Origin of the sequence: Phyllobacterium sp. YR531 (assembly GCF_000282595.1) — a bacterium.
Lineage (GTDB): Bacteria > Pseudomonadota > Alphaproteobacteria > Rhizobiales > Rhizobiaceae > Phyllobacterium.
Map to the genome: position 1 here is coordinate 1 of NZ_AKIZ01000003.1, position 17,812 is coordinate 17,812.

16 protein-coding genes are annotated in these 17,812 nt (G+C 51.6%); 14 read left to right on the top strand and 2 right to left on the bottom strand.

Translation table 11 applies throughout. The features are described 5' to 3' along the window. Positions 1-130 precede the first annotated feature (130 nt). The 7 genes from motA to PMI41_RS01270 are packed head-to-tail and all read left to right on the top strand — an operon-like array spanning position 131 to position 5,415. Positions 131-1,003 carry a flagellar motor stator protein MotA gene (gene motA, locus PMI41_RS01240; RefSeq protein WP_008120923.1) on the top strand — a complete coding sequence of 291 codons (873 nt, stop codon included), beginning with the start codon at positions 131-133 and terminating at the stop codon, positions 1,001-1,003. Between the two features lie 9 nt (positions 1,004-1,012). Beyond that, positions 1,013-1,951 carry a FliM/FliN family flagellar motor switch protein gene (locus tag PMI41_RS01245; protein WP_008120925.1) on the top strand — a complete coding sequence of 313 codons (939 nt, stop codon included), beginning with the start codon at positions 1,013-1,015 and terminating at the stop codon, positions 1,949-1,951. After that, positions 1,932-2,444, top strand: a complete 513-nt coding sequence (locus tag PMI41_RS01250; RefSeq protein ID WP_008120927.1) for a hypothetical protein — start codon at positions 1,932-1,934, stop codon at positions 2,442-2,444. The genes PMI41_RS01245 and PMI41_RS01250 overlap by 20 nt, the downstream gene beginning before the upstream one ends. Before the next feature lie 27 nt (positions 2,445-2,471). Further along, the gene (gene fliN, locus PMI41_RS01255) at positions 2,472-2,825 is read left to right on the top strand and encodes a flagellar motor switch protein FliN (RefSeq protein WP_008120930.1); all 354 of its coding nucleotides are present in this window, start codon (positions 2,472-2,474) and stop codon (positions 2,823-2,825) included. A 10-nt stretch (positions 2,826-2,835) separates the two neighbouring features. Continuing rightward, positions 2,836-3,864, top strand: a complete 1,029-nt coding sequence (locus tag PMI41_RS01260; protein WP_008120932.1) for a flagellar motor switch protein FliG — start codon at positions 2,836-2,838, stop codon at positions 3,862-3,864. A 17-nt stretch (positions 3,865-3,881) separates the two neighbouring features. Then, positions 3,882-4,946, top strand: coding sequence for a flagellar biosynthesis protein FlhB (gene flhB / locus PMI41_RS01265; RefSeq protein WP_008120935.1), 1,065 nt, complete (start codon positions 3,882-3,884; stop codon positions 4,944-4,946). Between the two features lie 28 nt (positions 4,947-4,974). Further along, positions 4,975-5,415 (top strand): hypothetical protein, encoded by a 441-nt coding sequence (locus tag PMI41_RS01270; RefSeq protein WP_008120937.1) that lies wholly within the window; start codon positions 4,975-4,977, stop codon positions 5,413-5,415. On the opposite strand, the gene PMI41_RS01275 is transcribed toward PMI41_RS01270, so the two are convergent. Continuing rightward, positions 5,412-6,203 (bottom strand): LuxR C-terminal-related transcriptional regulator, encoded by a 792-nt coding sequence (locus PMI41_RS01275; RefSeq protein WP_008120939.1) that lies wholly within the window; start codon positions 6,201-6,203, stop codon positions 5,412-5,414. The genes PMI41_RS01270 and PMI41_RS01275 overlap by 4 nt on opposite strands. A 254-nt stretch (positions 6,204-6,457) precedes the next feature. Between PMI41_RS01275 and PMI41_RS01280 the strand changes: the two genes are divergently transcribed. Then, positions 6,458-7,612 (top strand): DUF3095 domain-containing protein, encoded by a 1,155-nt coding sequence (locus PMI41_RS01280; protein ID WP_008120942.1) that lies wholly within the window; start codon positions 6,458-6,460, stop codon positions 7,610-7,612. 29 nt (positions 7,613-7,641) lie between these two features. On the opposite strand, the gene PMI41_RS01285 is transcribed toward PMI41_RS01280, so the two are convergent. Further along, positions 7,642-8,979: a nucleotide sugar dehydrogenase gene (locus PMI41_RS01285; protein ID WP_008120945.1), complete on the bottom strand. Its 1,338-nt coding sequence runs from the start codon at positions 8,977-8,979 to the stop codon at positions 7,642-7,644. 366 nt (positions 8,980-9,345) lie between these two features. Between PMI41_RS01285 and PMI41_RS01290 the strand changes: the two genes are divergently transcribed. The 6 genes from PMI41_RS01290 to PMI41_RS01315 all read left to right on the top strand — a co-directional run bounded on the left by PMI41_RS01290 (position 9,346) and on the right by PMI41_RS01315 (position 17,758). After that, positions 9,346-10,692 (top strand): adenylate/guanylate cyclase domain-containing protein, encoded by a 1,347-nt coding sequence (locus PMI41_RS01290; RefSeq protein WP_008120947.1) that lies wholly within the window; start codon positions 9,346-9,348, stop codon positions 10,690-10,692. 17 nt (positions 10,693-10,709) lie between these two features. Continuing rightward, positions 10,710-11,648: a polysaccharide lyase gene (locus tag PMI41_RS01295; RefSeq protein WP_008120948.1), complete on the top strand. Its 939-nt coding sequence runs from the start codon at positions 10,710-10,712 to the stop codon at positions 11,646-11,648. 128 nt (positions 11,649-11,776) lie between these two features. Continuing rightward, positions 11,777-13,666, top strand: a complete 1,890-nt coding sequence (locus tag PMI41_RS01300) for an ABC transporter ATP-binding protein (protein ID WP_008120949.1) — start codon at positions 11,777-11,779, stop codon at positions 13,664-13,666. After that, a complete protein-coding gene (locus PMI41_RS01305; protein WP_008120951.1) occupies positions 13,660-15,585 on the top strand; it encodes an ABC transporter substrate-binding protein in 1,926 nt (641 codons plus the stop codon). Before PMI41_RS01300 ends, PMI41_RS01305 begins: the two co-directional genes overlap by 7 nt. Before the next feature lie 2 nt (positions 15,586-15,587). Continuing rightward, positions 15,588-16,586, top strand: a complete 999-nt coding sequence (locus PMI41_RS01310; protein WP_008120953.1) for an ABC transporter permease — start codon at positions 15,588-15,590, stop codon at positions 16,584-16,586. Then, positions 16,583-17,758 (top strand): ABC transporter permease, encoded by a 1,176-nt coding sequence (locus PMI41_RS01315; RefSeq protein ID WP_008120955.1) that lies wholly within the window; start codon positions 16,583-16,585, stop codon positions 17,756-17,758. Before PMI41_RS01310 ends, PMI41_RS01315 begins: the two co-directional genes overlap by 4 nt. The last annotated feature ends 54 nt before the right edge of the window (positions 17,759-17,812 follow it).

Genomic DNA, 17,812 nt, shown 5'->3' on the forward strand with positions numbered 1-17,812 from the left:
GCAAAAGCGGGCGTGGCAAAGGCGGAGTACACACCCGCGATCTTTGACACGAAGCTGATGTGCGGTTGCAAGGTTCACGCAAGGCGACCTTGATACCTCTTTAGCACTGACGAACATGCAGGAGCAGGTTTTGGGTATTCTGGTTGGACTGGTCGTAACAATGGGTTGTCTGCTTGGCGGTTTTATCGCCATGGGCGGGCACGTTGGTGTTTTGATGCAGCCATGGGAATTCGTCATTATCGGCGGTTCCGCGCTCGGCACCTTTCTGGTGGCCAATCCATTCTCCGCGGTCAAGGATTCCGGTCGTGCCTGTATGGAGGCATTCACCAATAAGGTTCCCAAACAGCGCGACTATCTTGACGTACTTGGGGTTCTCTACGCCCTCATGCGGGAGTTGCGTGCAAAATCACGCAATGAAGTAGAAGTTCATATCGACAACCCCAATGAGTCTGCGATCTTCCTGACATTCCCGAGCGTTCTCAAAAACCACGATCTTACACATTTCATCTGTGACTACTGCCGCCTGATCATTATCGGCAATGCGCGCTCGCACGAGATCGAAGCTTTGATGGACGAGGAAATCCACACGATTTCACGCGACAAACTAAAGCCCTACCATGCCATGGTGAGCGTGTCGGAAGGCCTTCCGGCACTCGGCATCGTCGCCGCCGTACTGGGCGTTATCAAAGCCATGGGCGCACTGAATGAATCGCCGGAAATTCTTGGGCACCTGATTGGCGCTGCTCTTGTCGGAACTTTTGCGGGTATCTTCCTGTCCTATGGTGTCGTTGGTCCGATTGCCACCAAGATCAAGACAACCCGTGAAAAGCAGAACAGGCTCTACATAATCGTCAAGCAAACATTGCTGGCTTACATGAATGGTGCCCTGCCTCAGATTGCACTGGAATATGGCCGCAAGACCATTTCTGCCTATGATCGGCCATCCATTGACGTCGTTGAACAGGAAACACTCTCCCCGGCACCTCTCCAGCAAGCGGCCTAAGGTTCTGTGATGGACATTGAAGCCGAACACAAAAAACCTGACGCACTGGCTGACAGCATCCTGCGAGCCGCTGGCCTTTCGGTCGACGATCTCAAATCTTTTGAAACAGTCTTTCGCGACTTGGCCTCATCCTTTGGCAGCAGAATTGCAGCACAGACCGACGCGGCCGTAACTGCGGAGTTCATTGCTACCCGTTCCCTTGAAAAAGAAGCTGTAGCGGAAGCAATCCTTCGCTCGGCACTGGTCGGCATGGTTCCCGTGCCGAAATGGGGATCGCGCATTCTTCTGGCTGCCGACCGGAGCTTCGTTGATTGCGGTTTGGAAGCCCTCTTCGGTTCCGGTGGAAGTTCTGAAACCGGAACCGCTTCAGCGAGACCATTTACATCGGTGGATATGGGAATTGCCCGCCAGATATTCAGTGATATCACATCATCTCTTGATCACATGTTTTCCGGCGGTGATCCAATTTTCCAAACTGGCGAGCTTATCGAGTCAGCTCATCTTGCACCCGGCACCATAACTGAAACGCGGATGATCGGGTGCACGATCAGCCTGAATGTTGCGGGTCGCTCCGGGCATGTGAGCATTCTGTTGCCCCGGTCTGCGTTCCGCCCGATGCAGGATGCAATCGCGCGTCTCCTACGCCAGCCCGCTCATCATCTTGACCCTACCTGGGCGAAGAAGATGCGCCTTGAGGTCAGCCGTGCACATATCGAAGTCGAAGCCTATCTGCAACAAGGCTCCATGACACTGGAACAACTCTCTCTGCTGCGCCCGGGACAAGTCTTACACCTTCCGAAGGATGCGATTGATCAAGTCCGCCTGCGTAGTGGTGATCAGGCACTTTACAAGTGCCGTCTTGGCAAAGCCGGAAGCGCATTCACAGTTCGTATCACCGATCCCATCAACGAAGAAGAGGACCTCCTTGATGAGCTTGCTGCTGGTTAATTTGATCTCGATGGGTTTGAGCGCTGTATCCCTGATTATCTTTTTCACTGCGCTCCGCAAGGCAAGCAGGCTTACCGCCATGAGCAGGCTTATGGCAAATCAGGTCGCAAGCTCAGCAAACAATCTGCAAAAAGCCTTGGCCATACTGCAATCAGAGCGAGAAATCTGCAGGGATGAAAGCATTCGGCTCGAAGCACGCTTGAAAGACTCTGACCGGGTGCGCTCTGAAATGGCCCGTGCGATGGAACTCGTGAAGCGCGCGCGGCTGGATTTGAATGAAGACGCACTCGTGGCAGCGGCTATGCAGCAACCTGCGGCTGCGCCTCACATCACGCCAAGCCCTATGAAGATAAGTCCAGCCGATCTGTTCGTTACCGAACCGCTCAAATCAGCGATACCTGCCCGCACAATACCAAGCGAACCGGCGCGCCCATTACCGGTTTTTGTCAATCGTATCGTTCGTGCCAGCGATGTCGCTGGCGCCGTTCTTTAAACCTCCGTTTTCGGGATCATTCGTATCATGCCTACATCCGACAAGAATTCCATCGAAGACGAATTGAACGATGCAATAGAAGAGCTCCAGCGCGACGAACCGCAACCGGCACGCAAACCGGCAGGAGCCAAGCCCAACATCGATCTCATCATGGGTATTCCGGTTGACGTTCAGGTGGTTCTTGGCAGCACATCCATGCCGGTTGCCAATCTCATGAAGCTTGGACGCGGTTCTGTCGTGACCCTCGATAAACAGATCGGTGATCCTGTCGATATCGTCGTTAATGGCCGCGTTATCGCGCGCGGTGAAGTGATTGTCCTCGAAGACGATAGTTCAAGGTTTGGCGTTAGTCTGACCGAAGTTATTGGCAGCGGAAATTAAGCGTGGCCGGATGAGCGATCAAGCAACCGACGAAACCGCAAGCGCCATTCAGGATCTGTCAGGACCTGAGAAAGTGGCGGCGTTGCTTGTTGCCATCGGGCGGCCCTCCGCTTCGCGGCTGCTCAAGCACTTTACAGCGGATGATCTACGTTCGCTGGCGATACATGCGCGCAAGCTGGAGCCCATTACGCCAGGCGATTTCGAGGAATTGGTAAAGCAGTTCGAAAACGCATTTGCCGATGGCGCACCGGTATCGGAAGCGGGCATGCGCTTTGAGGGTTTGTTGCGGGAATCTCTAACTGCCGACGAAGCAAGTGCGGTTATCGAAAATCGTCGCCCGGAACTTCTGGCTCAAGAATCTGTCTGGGATCAGTTGCCTCGCATTCCTGCGGACACTCTGCATGCCTATCTGGTAGGGCAACATCCGCAGGTTACGGCCTATGTTATTTCGCGTCTGCCTTCTGATATAGCGGCAAAGCTGCTTATCCGTTTCACGCCGGCAACGCGCAGCACATTGATCCAGCGTACTTTGCATATTCGCAAAGTTGCTCCCCCTGTCTCTGCCATGCTGGAAGCCATTCTCCAGCGGGAAGTCACAGGAAAAGACAACACCGCATCCGAAAAGAGCCATCACGGTACGATTGCCAATATTATCAACCAGCTCGAAAAATCCGAGATTGATGAACTGCTTGGCGATCTGACCGACCTTGGTGCGGATGATCTGGCGAAGATCAAGGCCAAGCTGTTTACATTCGAAGACATAGCCCGCCTGTCGCAACGCTCGAGGCTTGTTCTATTTGATGATATCCAGACTGACGTTGTTACCACCGCCTTGCATGGGTGTGAGCCGCAATTGCAGGAACTCATTCTCCAATCGCTTTCAACACGCGGGCGGCGCATGGTTGAAACGGAACTGTCAAGCCCGAACAATATCAATGCCAACGCCGTCACAGAGGCCCGGCGCTCCATTGCCCGCACCGCAATTGCTTTGGCCGAGCGAGGCGATCTTCGCCTGGAGCCCGAGCAGGTTGCACCTTGATAGGGCCGGCCTGCTAGATGTCAGATGATACCGACAAAGAAAGTAAAACCGAGGAAGCTACTGAGAAGAAAATCAGCGATGCAATGGAGAAGGGCAACCTGCCTTTCTCCCGTGAAGCGCCCATCCTGGCCTCAATCATCGCGCTCATCATCATTCTGGTTTTCGTTGCAATACCAAGCGGTGCAAAACTCTCATCATTCCTTTCCGAACTCTTCGACAAGTCAGACGACTGGCGGTTAAACAGCGCAGACGACGCCCGGCAATTGTTCGGGATAATTGCCGCTGCTGTGGGGCTGGCGCTGCTGCCGGTAATGATCCTCATTCCCGGCGCTGGCATTCTTGCCTCAGTCCTGCAAAACGCTCCAAGGGTTGTGTTCAACCGCATTGAACCTCAGATATCCCGGGTGTCGCTAGGCAAGGGTTGGGGGCGTATTTTTGGCTCGGCTGGCCGCGTGGAATTTTTGAAATCGACCTTCAAATTTGCCGCTGCGAGTATCATTGTTTTCATGATCTTCTTTCGCGACAGCCATTTCTTCGTGGATGCCATAATTACCGAACCCGGGCAGCTCCCGGAGCTTATCCGAACGCATATCACACGATTGCTTTCGTCCATTGCAATTGCAGTAACAGTGCTGGCGGCCTTCGACATTGCCTGGTCGCGAATCCACTGGCGCAACGAATTGCGTATGACGCGGCAAGAGATAAAGGACGAACACAAACAGGCAGAGGGCGATCCACTGCTTAAATCCCGGCTACGATCTCTTGGCCGAGATCGTGCCCGCCAGCGCATGATTGCTTCAGTCCCGACCGCAACGCTCATCGTCGCAAATCCGACACACTTCTCCGTTGCACTTCGCTACAATCCGGCACAGGATCCCGCTCCTGTTGTTGTCGCCAAGGGTCAGGACATCATCGCTCTCAAGATCAGGGAAATTGCAGAGGCCAATGATATACCGGTTTTTGAAAATGTACCGTTGGCGCGCTCACTCTACAAACAGGTACAGGTCAATAACGTAATTGCTCCGGAATTCTACAAGGCCGTGGCTGAACTTATTCAATTTGTTAATACCCGACGAAAGTAATACTCTTTATCGATAGCCGGATGAATATATGAAGAAAACCCAGTATTCCGCGACGCGTGTTGATATTCTGGAGCGCCACCTGACAGAGGTCATCAAGGATCTCCGGCTTGTTGACGTCGCTGACTATATCGCATTTATCCGCTGCGAACTTTTCGGCAATATTGCAGATATTGTAAACTCGGCCACGGAGTTGACCTTCTATCCCGACACACTCACTTTCGGCCATGGCGGAGACTACAATCTTGATTGGAACGTCACACCTACGGTGACGCTCGATCTTGAATTTCGGAACATGGGCGTGAATGCCTATTTTCGCTTGATCCTGTCAGCGCATTCTACCGAAATTGATCTGCATCATTTGCGCTTTGCTGAAGCCGGGCGGAGTCCGGCAGAAAACACAGCACTCCTTGAAGCGGCTTTCGCAGATGCGCATCTGCCTCAGCTCACCGCTTCCGAAAGCACTGATTAAAACTTGTTTGCAATAACCGGCATCTCTATGACACCCAAAGCCAGAGCTGTGGCAACAGTTGAAGTCCTATTTGCGCAACCAAGTTTATTCTTTGCATTCTGCAGGTAAGTAACGACTGTCCAGCGGGCTATATCAAGAATTTCGCCAATTTCGCCGTCCGTTTTGCCATTGGCAGCCCAATAAAGACAATCCAGTTCCCGCTTGGTCAATAATTTGGCTACAACCGCGGCAAGCGCAGGATTGCGATTGCCGTGCAGTATCGTGTGCAACCTACCCGCACAGGCAACAAGCCGTTGACGCATGCTCTCGATAAAACTTGTCTGCTCAGATTTATCAACGTTAAAAGTAAACTCGGTAATGCCCTTGAAGCCGTGATTATTGGAAGTACTAACCGCGAGAAACAGGTTCCCGGTGTTACGCGTCTCGCGATCATGAAAGTATCTTTCAATCTCGGTTGACGTTTTAATGTCCTGCGCAAGATTGCGGATGCTGCCCGATGCCTGAGAAGGTTTGTTGGGCGCTATCACCGATTCAAGCAGTGGGTCCACCTTGTGATAGCCTTTGGCGGAATACCGCATTACCCAACTGAACGGCAAAGTTGTCGTAACGGCAACATCGGCGGCTGTCCCGCGGCGGGCGATAGCCAAATTGGAATAGCCGACGTGAGTGATATGGAGACAAGCCAGTTCTTTCCGGAGTTCGACAAGCGTCACCAACGTATCGGGCTTGGCAGAGCCACCGAAAAAGCCTTCCTGATAATCCGGGAAATGGGCCAAATCAAAATGCATCGGATAACGAACTAGTCCCCCTTGCGAGCATGATATGCCAGCATGTCATTAGCACTCTCAAGGAATGTCTGGTTGTAACGGGCAAGAATCAGCGGCAGGCATATCGTTGCACACCCCTGTTGGCGCACACAAGACATGAACAATTGTATTTTCAAACTTTCACATATTTAAATATTCCGTGATGTCCCGCTACATCACACTTGTCCATTCAACATGATAATCGCTTGTGCCCTGTGGCTGTGTTACTGTTCGTCATGACGACTGAAACAACCGACAATTTTTTTGAAACATTGCCTGTTTTTGAGCAGTTTGTGGGCGTTGCGGACAACTCCAACTACAAGGCTTTGCCCGATGACTGGATGCTGGCCACTGCAGATATTGTGGGCTCGACCGAAGCCATTAAACAGGGCCGCTACAAGGCGGTGAATGTGGCAGGAGCCAGTGTCATATCAGCCCTCCTTAATGCGTTGGGGAAACAGAACCATCCGTTCGTTTTTGGAGGTGATGGTGCATTGATAGCCCTTCCGGCATCACAGGTTTTGGAGGCTCGCGATGCCCTCGCGACAGTACAGGCTTGGGTTAAAGACGAACTGCAATTGGACCTGCGTGCTGCGCTTGTCCCGATGACCGATGTCCGCGCACAAGGTCTGGATGTTCGTGTGGCCCGGTTCAAAGTTAGCCACGATGTGTTCTACGCTATGTTTGCCGGTGGAGGCGCGAGTTGGGCCGAAGCCCAAATGAAGGCCGGGAGATATTCAGTCCAACCTGCATCTTCAGGTTCACGACCTGATTTGACGGGCCTGTCCTGCCGATGGAACCCTATCCAGGCCCGAAATGGAGAAATCGTTTCCATCATCGCCGTGCCTGGCACATCCGGGGCAGATGCCAGCTTCCAGCACTTGGTCGCGGATGTGATTGCCATAGCGGCCGAACAAAACCGTGGCGCCCATCCCATTCCAGAGGAAGGCCCTCCTATCAAGTTTACATTGCAGGGTATTGATACAGAGGCAAGGGCGAGTGCCCCTGCGGGGAAACGATTCTACCAAAAATTGGCTATTTTCGCCCAGATCGGACTGACCGTCATATTGGATAAGTTCGGCATGACAGCTGGCGGCTTCGATCCCAAAATCTACAAACGGGAGTTGGTTCAGAATTCCGATTTTCGCAAGTTTGATGACGGCCTAAAGATGACCATCGACATTGACGCCACTCGCCTATCACGCATTGAAGAGCGATTGGAGAAAGCGGCAAAGGAAGGGACGTGCCAATATGGTTTACACAGACAAAGCTCTGCTTTGATAACCTGCTTTGTACCGACTCCCCTTGCACACGATCATATTCACTTTATCGACGGAGCTTCTGGAGGCTATGCCATGGCCGCCAGTAATCTTAAGGCGAAGCTTGTATGACCCCAAGCTTGTCGCAACTCTTTTGAACTTTACGACTTTACAATATTGTCAGCCATCAACCCGCGCTTGGTAAAAACATTTCGCGTATCAATTATCAGGGGCGACCAAGCCGCAAGAGACGCATAGTCAACATTGTCATGATCGGTTGAAATCAACACCGCGTCATAAGATTGAACAGCAACCTTTGTCAGTTCGACCGAGCGGCGACCTTTCAGCGCCATATATTCGCGTGTCGAGGGCACTTCAGCAACATAAGGATCATGGTAATCAGCAATCCCACCCCGCTCATGGATAATCTCCATCAGCCGAAGCGATGGGCTTTCCCGAATATCCGGAACATTTTTCTTGTAAGCCAAACCTATGATCAGGACGCGCGAGCGGCTAAGCGCCTTACCCTCCCGAATATCAAGCGCTTCCGCCAGCTTACCCACCACATAACGCGGCATCGCTGAATTGATTTCACCTGCCAGCTCAATAAATCGCGTTGGCAACTCATACTCTCGCGATTTCCAAGTCAGGTAGAAGGGATCAATAGGAATGCAATGCCCCCCAAGGCCAGGACCGGGATAAAATGGCATGTAGCCAAATGGCTTGGTCTTCGCTGCTTCGATAACTTCCCAGATATCGATACCCATTGCAGCGTAAAGCGTTTTAAGTTCGTTCACCAATGCAATATTGACAGCCCGGAAGATGTTTTCGGTCAGTTTAACTGCTTCCGCGGTTGCGTTGGACGAGACGGGAACGACGGTTTTTACCGCCTGACCATAGAATGCCTGCATCAATTCGCCAGCTTCGGAACCATCACCAGCAACAATCTTTGGGATGCTGGAGGTATCAAAATCGCGATTGCCCGGATCTTCACGCTCCGGCGAAAACCCGAGGAAAAAGTCTTTACCGGATTTCAGCCCGGTTTTTTCCAGAATGGCTTTGACAATATCATCGGTTGTGCCGGGATAAGTGGTCGATTCCAATATAACCAATTGGCCCGGACGAAGGGTGGCCGCTATAGATCGGCTCGTCGCCTCTACATAAGACAGATCAGGATCACGATGCTTTGTAAGCGGCGTCGGAACGCAGATGATAATGACATCGCAGGAAGCCAGCTTTGAAAAATCCGCTGTAGACCCGAAACGTCCGGCCTTCACCTCTACCTGCAGTGCGGCATCGCTCACAGCTTCAATGTAGGATTTACCAGCATCCAATGCTATGATTTTTGCTGGATCAACATCAAATCCGGTTACGCGAAATCCACTCCTTGCAAGTGTTATCGCCAGAGGAAGTCCCACATAGCCAAGCCCAATCACCCCTGCCGTTGCTTGAAGGTTTTGGATCTTACGCGATAGGTCGGAGAAAAGAGTATTGCTCAATGGATTTCCCGGTCATTCCTGAACTCTAGCCGTCGGTTCTAGATGGCTGCTATACCGATAGCTGTCAAGCGAGCGGGATACTCCCGTTTATGTCACAATGAAGTGAGCGTGACCTATTGTTTCAGATCGATAAAACACCCATTTAACGGGTGCCAATGTAATCAGTAAAGGACGCCCGTCTGTTTGCCTGCGAAAGTCGCGTAAGATTGGTAAAATCGCCCTATTGGCGAATTGTTTGCCAGCGTTGACACCGCATCCGGATTCACTCATCCTGTTGTAATTATTCTCCTGTTCGCGCGTAACTGATACGTTCGTCGAATGGTATGCGCGGGAAATGGACGTGGCTCGAATTTGTAAGGACGAGGGATGAGCGCGACCCAAGCAGATATTTCCACGATACTTCTGGACAAAGTAGCAGACTGGGTCACCCAGTCTGCATTGGCGGGAGACAGTCTCGAAATTATCGTTCGCGGATTTTGCGAACGCATAGCGGCTGCAGGTTTGCCAATCGCCCGCGTCAATCTCTCGTTTTCAATGCTTCATCCACTTTATGACGCTCTCGGTTTTACCTGGAAACGCTCCAGTGGGATGACTGTAGAAGGCTATCGTCATAACCCGGGTGAAAAACCTGAACGGTTTCTTCTCAGCCCTTATTTTTATTTGCTCAGCAATAATCTGGAACATCTGCGGCGCCGTATCGATCTGGACGGGCCATCCGAATTCCCGGTTCTGGATGAGTTGAAACTTGAGGGCATGACCGATTATCTTGCGTTTCTGCAATCATTCGGAGGTCAGTCCACTCAGGGCATGATGGGGTCTTGGGCAACCGATTCCAGTGACGGCTTCAGCGATGCAATGATCGCGAAATTGCTGAGATTGCAAAACCACCTTGCGGTTGCGGCAAAAATGGCGGTCCTCGGCAAATTGGCCGACAATATGCTTACGACTTATCTCGGTGGCAATGCCGGTAAGCGTGTTCTCAATGGCCAGATACGCCGCGGGGATGGCGAAACTATTCGCGCGGCACTGGTTATGGGTGACATGCGGCAGTCTACGATGCTTGCGGAAAAAGAGGGACGGCAAGCCTATATCGACACTCTCAATCACTTTTTTGATGCAATCGCTGCACCCTTTAACCGCAGCGGTGGAGAAATATTGAGCTTCATGGGAGATGGATTCCTTGCGGTTTATCCATGCGGCCGGCATAAAGACCCGTCCAAAGTGGCATGTCAGGCGGCTTTATCTGCCGTTTCCAAAGCACAAGCACGCGTTGCAGAACTGAACACGATGCGCCAGCAAGATGGGCTCAGCGCCATCAGGTATGGCATCGGCTTGCATGTAGGCAATGTCATGTTTGGGAATGTTGGACTGAAGGACCGGCTGACATTCTCCGCTTTTGGTTCGGCAGTGAATGAAGTGCAGCGGCTTCAAGGTTTGACAAAGAAATATGATCGTGAGGTTGTCGCCAGCCAGGCATTCGCCACTTATTGCGGCGGCGATTGGACAACGCTCGGCGAAGAGAAACTACGTGGGGTCGGCCAGAAAGTAACGGTTCTTCTACCAAAGCAGGCAGATCAAACAGCTCAACTCGATGACGCATACGACGAAATTACCTATGACGGACTTTCGGAAGCGGAACAGGTCATGCTACTGCACCGTGATGCGAAAACCACTCCGCCCAAACGCCCCCTCCTAGAGAAATTCATGCAATGACAGGAAACTACGTCGCTATGGCCTTTCTTGCGGCAGCTTTAAGTGCAACAGGTGCAGCAGCAGAGTCCACGAGCGACGTGCTGATTGATGGTTTCGATGGCAAGGATTTTTCAGCGGCGGGTGGGCTTTATTACCGCCAGAATTTTGAACAGCAGGCCGGTAGGGTTGAGTTCCAGTCCGAGGTCAAGCAAACCGGTGCAGGAGCCTTGAAATTAAGTGTCAAGCCGTTCTGCCCGAAGGTACGGAAAAATTGCAGCGAGCGCGCCGAGGTTTGGGAGAAAACCCAGCACCGCGTGCCTTATGACCAAGGCGTGTGGTATGGTTTCGCAGTCAAATTCGCCGATCCCATTCCCAAGGGCGATCATCGCTATCTGATTGCCCAATGGAAAAGGGAAATCGGGCCTGAAGCTGTTGGCGATTTCAGCCCGTTTTTGGCACTGCGTCTCAATCACGGGAAACTTTTCGCGACGATTGAAACCAATTATATAGCCCCGCCAAAGGCTTCAGGCACGAGCCCTGTAAAAGCCTGTGGCGACCAACAAACACCTGTCTGGTATCGACCCGACACCAATCAGATGCGCGCGCTCGTAGCGACCGACGATAAGTGGACCCCGCAAGACGGCAAGCAATTCAACAGCTGCACAGATGCAATCGTTATAACCGACAGGGGCAACAAACTACCCACGCCAGATTCCGGTTGGATCGACTTTGCCATTTACACCAAACCGGGGCCTGACGGATCTGGTCATGTCGAGATCTTTGCCAATAACAAATGGATAGTGACTGTCAAAGGCCATATTGGCCATGGCGACAAAGGGCTTGGCGACAATCAGTATTTCAAGTTCGGACCATATCGCGCGGCCGATAAAACGGAATGGGCACTCTACTTCGATAATTTTCGACGCTCTCCTCGCTGCTCCGATGTTCTTGATGCTTCTGTCTGCCCCATCCCCTGACTTCGAAGCGATATGTATTTGATCTGCTTAGGCAATCGCTATTCAACCAACTGGACTCGTGTAAAAGCGTAAGCTAGTCTCATTTCCGTTGACAGAAAACGACAGCCTTTAAGGATTAAGTCGCTCGCATGACGTCGGGAACGGATTTGTTACGCATTGAGAACCTTGGCATCTCTTTTGCGATGTTGGGTGGTCGAATGAATGTGGTAAAGGGCGCAAATCTTCGCGTTCTGCCAGGTAAAGTCACGGCCCTCGTTGGGGAATCTGGTTCTGGAAAATCCGTTATAAGCCAATCGGTTATGGGTATTTTGCCCAATACTGCCTATGCAACGGGCAAGATTCTATTTACTGATCCCGAAAATGGCAGAACAACTGACATTCTGCAGATGCCACGCGATGGCGCAGAACTGCGGGACTTGCGCGGCAAGCGCATGGCCAAAATCTTCCAAGAGCCTATGACATCGCTGTCGCCGCTGCACACGGTTGGCAATCAGATTAGCGAAGTTCTGCAAATTCACACCGAAGCCACCAAGGATGAACGCAGAGCCCAAACTGAAGAGATGTTGAAGCTTGTAGGATTTCACAATCCTGCACGAACCTACGATATGTACCCTTTTGAGCTGTCCGGCGGCATGCGGCAACGCGCAATGATTGCAATGGCTTTGATTTGTCGACCTGCTCTTTTGATTGCTGACGAGCCGACAACGGCACTCGACGTTACGATCCAGGCACAGATACTCGAATTGTTGAAAGACCTTCAGCAGAAACTGAACATGGCGATGTTGCTAATTACGCACGATCTTGGCGTTGTAGCCAATATGGCTGATGAGGTTGTGGTAATCTATCACGGCGAGATTATGGAAGCTGGTCCCGTAGATGCCATTTTCCGGAATCCTCAGCATCCCTATTTGAAAGGGTTAATGGCTGCGGTTCCCCATTTTGATATGAAACCGGGAGAACGGCTGAAAGCATTGCGGGAAGTCCCCGTCAATTCCGACACGCTTTGGGCAAAAAAGCCAAAACCTGAAAAAACACCCGAAGTTTTACTTAGCGTCCGAAACCTGACGAAAACCTATGCCATTCGCAAATCCGGCATGTTTGGCAAGCAGGATAAAACCCGCATCAAAGCTGTCGATGATGTCAGCTTTGACATTCGCCGCGGTGAATGTCTTGGCCTTGTCGGCGAAAGTGGCTGTGGCAAGACCACGCTTAGCAAAATCCTGATGCGCGCAATCACGCCCGACAGCGGTAGCGTTACTTTTGACGAAGGCAAGGGTGAAATCGATGTTCTGGCTGCACAGGGTGAAGCTCTTCTGGACCTGAGAACACATATCCAGATGGTTTTTCAGGATCCTGTTTCCTCGCTATCTCCACGCATGACCATCCAAAATATTCTGAGTGAGCCGCTGGAAATTCATGGGCGTGGCGACAAAGCCTATCGTTTGGAAAAAGTACGCGCCTTGATACAGGCGATTGGTCTCGACCAACGCTTTCTCAATCGCTATCCGCATAGCTTCTCGGGTGGGCAGCGCCAGCGTATAGGCATTGCCCGCTCATTGGCATTGGGACCGCAATTGTTGATTTGCGACGAGCCGGTTTCCGCATTGGATGTTTCTGTTCAAGCGCAAATTTTGAACCTGCTTAAAGATTTACAAAAGAAACTGGGCCTCACCTACCTCTTTATCTCCCACAATCTTGCTGTGGTGGACTATATGGCTGATCGGATAGCCGTGATGTGTGCGGGACGCATTGTCGAACTGGCACCTCGGGAAATCATATTGCGAAATCCGGTGCATCCCTACACCCGCTCACTTCTCGCTGCTGTTCCTTTCCCCGATTTGGATCGGCCGCTTGATTTTAAGACTCTCAAAGCCAGCGGGGCTTCCGATAAGAGCGCTTGGGGACCGCAGTTTGCAGGCAACGGAAGGGCCGACGACCTTGCACAGGCCGATCTGGGTGGCGGTCATCTCGTGCTGGCCAGCCGCAATGTCGACGCCAAGGAGTTGCGGGTTTGGTAACGCGGCGTAAAATATTGGGTACGATCGGGTTAGGCGGGCTCGGATATCTGCTATCCCCCAGCTTTGCATTGGCGGCAGACCGCGATCTTGAACCTGAGTTTCTGGCCGATAGACTAAAGGCTCGCAGTCTTCCGCCGCTTGTAGATCGTTTGCCTACACGCCCTAGAATTATTGGTCTCAAGGAAATGGGCCGAGTACCTGGCCGTTACGGTGGAACGGTTCGCACCATAATTGGAAGTGCCAAAGATATTCGTTTCATGACGATCTATGGTTATGCCCGATTGGTGGGTTATGATGAGAACTTGGTCCTGCAACCAGACATTCTGGAGTCATTTCACGAAGAGAATGACACGATTTTCACCTTCACCATTCGGGAAGGGCATCGTTGGTCAGACGGTTCACCGCTTACCGTCGACGACTTCCGCTATTGGTGGGAAGATGTGCTTCTCAACAAGGATTTGACACCAGGCGGAGGATCGCTTGACTTGCGTGTCAACGGCAAACTGCCACGTTTTGAAGTCATCAACGATCTGACTGTGCGCTACACTTGGGATGCGCCAAATCCTAACTTCCTTCCTAGTTTGGCAGGACCACAACCGCTCGCTATTCACGGCCCCTCGGCTTACCTGAAGCAATTCCACAAAAAGTATCAGGATCAGTTCAGACTATCCGCGTTGATGCAGGAAAACCGCGTCAAAAAATGGGCTGACCTGCATATCAAGATGGCGCGTGAATACCGGCCGGAGAATCCTAATCTTCCAACGCTATATCCATGGCGGAACACAACTGCCCCACCTGCAGAGCAATTCGTTTTCGAACGCAATCCCTATTTTCATCGTGTAGATGAGAATGGCAGGCAGTTGCCCTATATCGACCGCTTTATTCTCAATGTGAGTTCGTCTTCGATCATCCCTGCGAAAACAGGTGCAGGGGAAAGCGATCTGCAAGCCACCGGCGTTGATTTCAACGACTATACTTTCCTGAAGGATGCTGAAAAGCGCTATCCGGTCAAGGTCAATCTATGGAAAATGACCCGCGGTTCACGCGTTGCAATTCTGCCCAATCTGAACTGTGGCGATGAAGTGTGGCGTGGATTATTCCGCGATGTACGGGTACGCAGGGCACTATCGCTTGCCATAGACAGGCATGAAATCAATATGGCCGTGTTCTACGGGCTTGGAACCGCCAGTGCAGACACGGTTCTTCCGGAGAGCCCTCTTTATAAACCGGAATATGCAAAGGCGTGGGTCGATCACGACCCCGTTCAAGCGAACGCTCTGCTCGATGCAGCCGGTCTGCAGAATCGTGATGATGACGATATCCGTTTATTGCCTGACGGCCGCCTTGCCGAAATAACGATCGAAACGCCCGGCGAAAGTACATTGGATACCGATGTGCTGGAGCTGGTTGCGGATCATTGGCGCAAGATCGGCATCGCTCTTTATACCCGCACTTCGCAGCGCGACATCTTCCGTAGCCGGGCACAGGCTGGCAGAATTATGATGTCGATCTGGTATGGCATCGAAAATGGCGTTGCCACTGCGGATATGAACCCGCAGCAACTCGCGCCAACATCTGAAGATCAGCTTCAATGGCCATTATGGGGCATGTATCACCTTTCGCTTGGTCAGAACGGCCAAGCGCCGGATTTGCCGGAAGCAGAAGAACTGGTCCGCCTTCAAAATCGCTGGCGCGATTCCAGAAGCATGGATGAGCGAACCGCAGTCTGGCATCAAATGCTTTCCATTTTTACCAGCCAGGTTTTTTCGATCGGCCTGATCAACGGGACATTGCAACCTGTAGTGCACACCAACAAACTGCAGAATTTTCCGGAGAAGGGTCTCTATGGCTTTGATCCAACATGCTATCTCGGCATTTATATGCCGGATACGTTCTGGCTCGAAACGGAGCAGGTTTAAACATGCTCCGCTATATTCTCTGGCGCATCGCCGCCATGATCCCGACCTTGCTCATCATATCAGCTTTGGTTTTTGTTATTATTGAGCTGCCGCCTGGCAATTTCATCGACAGCCAGATCGCGGAAATGCAGGCACAGGGTGAAACCGTAAACATACAGGACCTTGAGGAACTGCGCAGCCAGTATGGCTTGGATAAGCCGCCTGTACTGCGTTACTTTTATTGGGTTGCCGGAATGCTTCAAGGCGATTTTGGCTATTCGTTCGAGTATCAGCTTCCGGTAAGTGAGGTTATAGGCGATCGCATGTGGCTGACAATACTCGTATCGTTTGTCACTATTCTCTTCACTTGGCTGATCGCTTTTCCAATTGGAATGTACTCAGCCACGCATCAATATAGCTGGAGTGATTACGGCCTGACATTTCTGGGTCTGCTTGGTATCGCTGTTCCAAACTTCATGCTTGCGCTTATCCTCATGTATTTTGCCAATGTTTGGTTCGGTACATCCATAGGGCACCTCATGGACCAGCAATATCTCAACGAGCCGATGAGCTGGGAAAAGGCGCGTTCTATCCTGTCGCATTTGTGGATACCCGTCATCATCGTTGGCACGGCAGGAACCGCGGGAATGATCCGTCGTCTGCGCGCCAATCTTCTCGACGAGTTGCAGAAGCAATACGTCATGACAGCAAGAGCAAAGGGGCTTCACCCGTTCAGGACACTGGTGAAATACCCTCTTCGCATGGCACTCAATTTTTTCGTGTCTGATATTGGTTCCATTCTTCCTGCCATCATTTCCGGTGCGGAAATTACGGCCATTGTGTTGTCTCTTGAAACCACAGGCCCAATGCTCATAAAAGCACTTCAAAGCCAGGACATGTATCTGGCAGGTTCATTTCTGATGTTCCTAGCATTCCTGACTGTTATCGGAGTTTTGATCTCTGATATCGCTCTCGCATTCCTCGACCCACGTATCCGGCTTGCTGGCAGGAGCACCAAGTGACCGCGCAGATACCTCTCCCCGGCGCTCCGTTGCAGCACTTTGTCTCGACAGCGCCATTCGACCCGATGTCTGTCGAGGTAATGACCGAGGCACAGGCCAAGGTTCATCTCGCTTCACAACTCAAGCTGATGTGGTGGAAGTTCAAGCGGCACAGGATTGCCCTTGCTTCAGGTATTTTCCTGCTTTTGCTGTATGGCATGATCATAATTGCAGAGTTTCTGGCTCCTTATAATCTGCATACACGCAATGTTGATTTCATCCACTCACCACCTCAGCGCGTGCATCTATTCAATGATGGCAATTTCGTTGGGCCGTTCGTTTATGGCCGTGAGATGAAGTTGGACATGGAGTCGCTGAAGCGCGTCTACACAAACAATATGAATGACGTTCAACCGATCCGTTTTTTCTGCAGGGGGGACGATTATCGTTTTTGGGGACTTGTGCAGTCCAACGTCCATTTTGTATGTCCCGCAAAAGGTGGACAAATGTTTCTGCTGGGAACAGATCGCCTTGGGCGGGATGTATTATCGCGCATTATCTATGGAGCGCGCATTTCTCTGACCATCGGTTTGATCGGCATAACCATCAGCTTTGTTCTTGGCATCATCATTGGCGGGCTTGCCGGATACCACGGTGGCGTTTTTGACTTACTGGTTCAGCGTGTTATCGAAGTTTTACAATCCTTGCCTAGTTTGCCGCTTTGGATGGCACTCGCTGCCATCATGCCCGTGACTTGGAGCCCGATACTGATCTACTTTGGCATCACCATCATTTTAGGCATGCTCGATTGGACCGGTCTTGCCCGATCGGTCCGTTCCAAGCTGCTTGCCCTGCGTGAAGAAGATTACGTCTTGGCTGCACAGCTTATGGGAGCAAAAAGCAGCCGGATTATTGGAAGGCATCTCGTACCAGGCTTTATGTCGCACTTGATCGCAACAGCAACAATTTCAATTCCCGGTATGATCCTTGGCGAAACTGCTCTCAGCTTCCTCGGACTGGGCTTGAGACCACCAATAACAAGCTGGGGCATACTGCTCACAGAGGCCAAGAGTGTAAGCGTCATTGCGTTTTATCCGTGGCTTCTCTTCCCGATGGTACCCGTCATTCTTGTCATCCTGGCGTTCAATTTCTTGGGAGATGGGTTGCGCGACGCCGCCGATCCATACAGATAAGAGGCTTGCAGGTTGCAAATAATCGCCTATTTGAGTTGTATTGCGCGGGCCTAT

Bases quoted from the DNA above. Each gene is read 5' to 3' on its own strand.
- PMI41_RS01245 (WP_008120925.1), top strand. From the start codon at position 1,013: ATGGACATTGAAGCCGAACACAAAAAACCTGACGCACTGGCTGACAGC.
- PMI41_RS01250 (WP_008120927.1), top strand. From the start codon at position 1,932: ATGAGCTTGCTGCTGGTTAATTTGATCTCGATGGGTTTGAGCGCTGTA.
- fliN (WP_008120930.1), top strand. From the start codon at position 2,472: ATGCCTACATCCGACAAGAATTCCATCGAAGACGAATTGAACGATGCA.
- PMI41_RS01260 (WP_008120932.1), top strand. From the start codon at position 2,836: ATGAGCGATCAAGCAACCGACGAAACCGCAAGCGCCATTCAGGATCTG.
- flhB (WP_008120935.1), top strand. From the start codon at position 3,882: ATGTCAGATGATACCGACAAAGAAAGTAAAACCGAGGAAGCTACTGAG.
- PMI41_RS01270 (WP_008120937.1), top strand. From the start codon at position 4,975: ATGAAGAAAACCCAGTATTCCGCGACGCGTGTTGATATTCTGGAGCGC.
- PMI41_RS01275 (WP_008120939.1), bottom strand. From the start codon at position 6,203: ATGCATTTTGATTTGGCCCATTTCCCGGATTATCAGGAAGGCTTTTTC.
- PMI41_RS01280 (WP_008120942.1), top strand. From the start codon at position 6,458: ATGACGACTGAAACAACCGACAATTTTTTTGAAACATTGCCTGTTTTT.
- PMI41_RS01290 (WP_008120947.1), top strand. From the start codon at position 9,346: ATGAGCGCGACCCAAGCAGATATTTCCACGATACTTCTGGACAAAGTA.
- PMI41_RS01295 (WP_008120948.1), top strand. From the start codon at position 10,710: ATGGCCTTTCTTGCGGCAGCTTTAAGTGCAACAGGTGCAGCAGCAGAG.
- PMI41_RS01300 (WP_008120949.1), top strand. From the start codon at position 11,777: ATGACGTCGGGAACGGATTTGTTACGCATTGAGAACCTTGGCATCTCT.
- PMI41_RS01310 (WP_008120953.1), top strand. From the start codon at position 15,588: ATGCTCCGCTATATTCTCTGGCGCATCGCCGCCATGATCCCGACCTTG.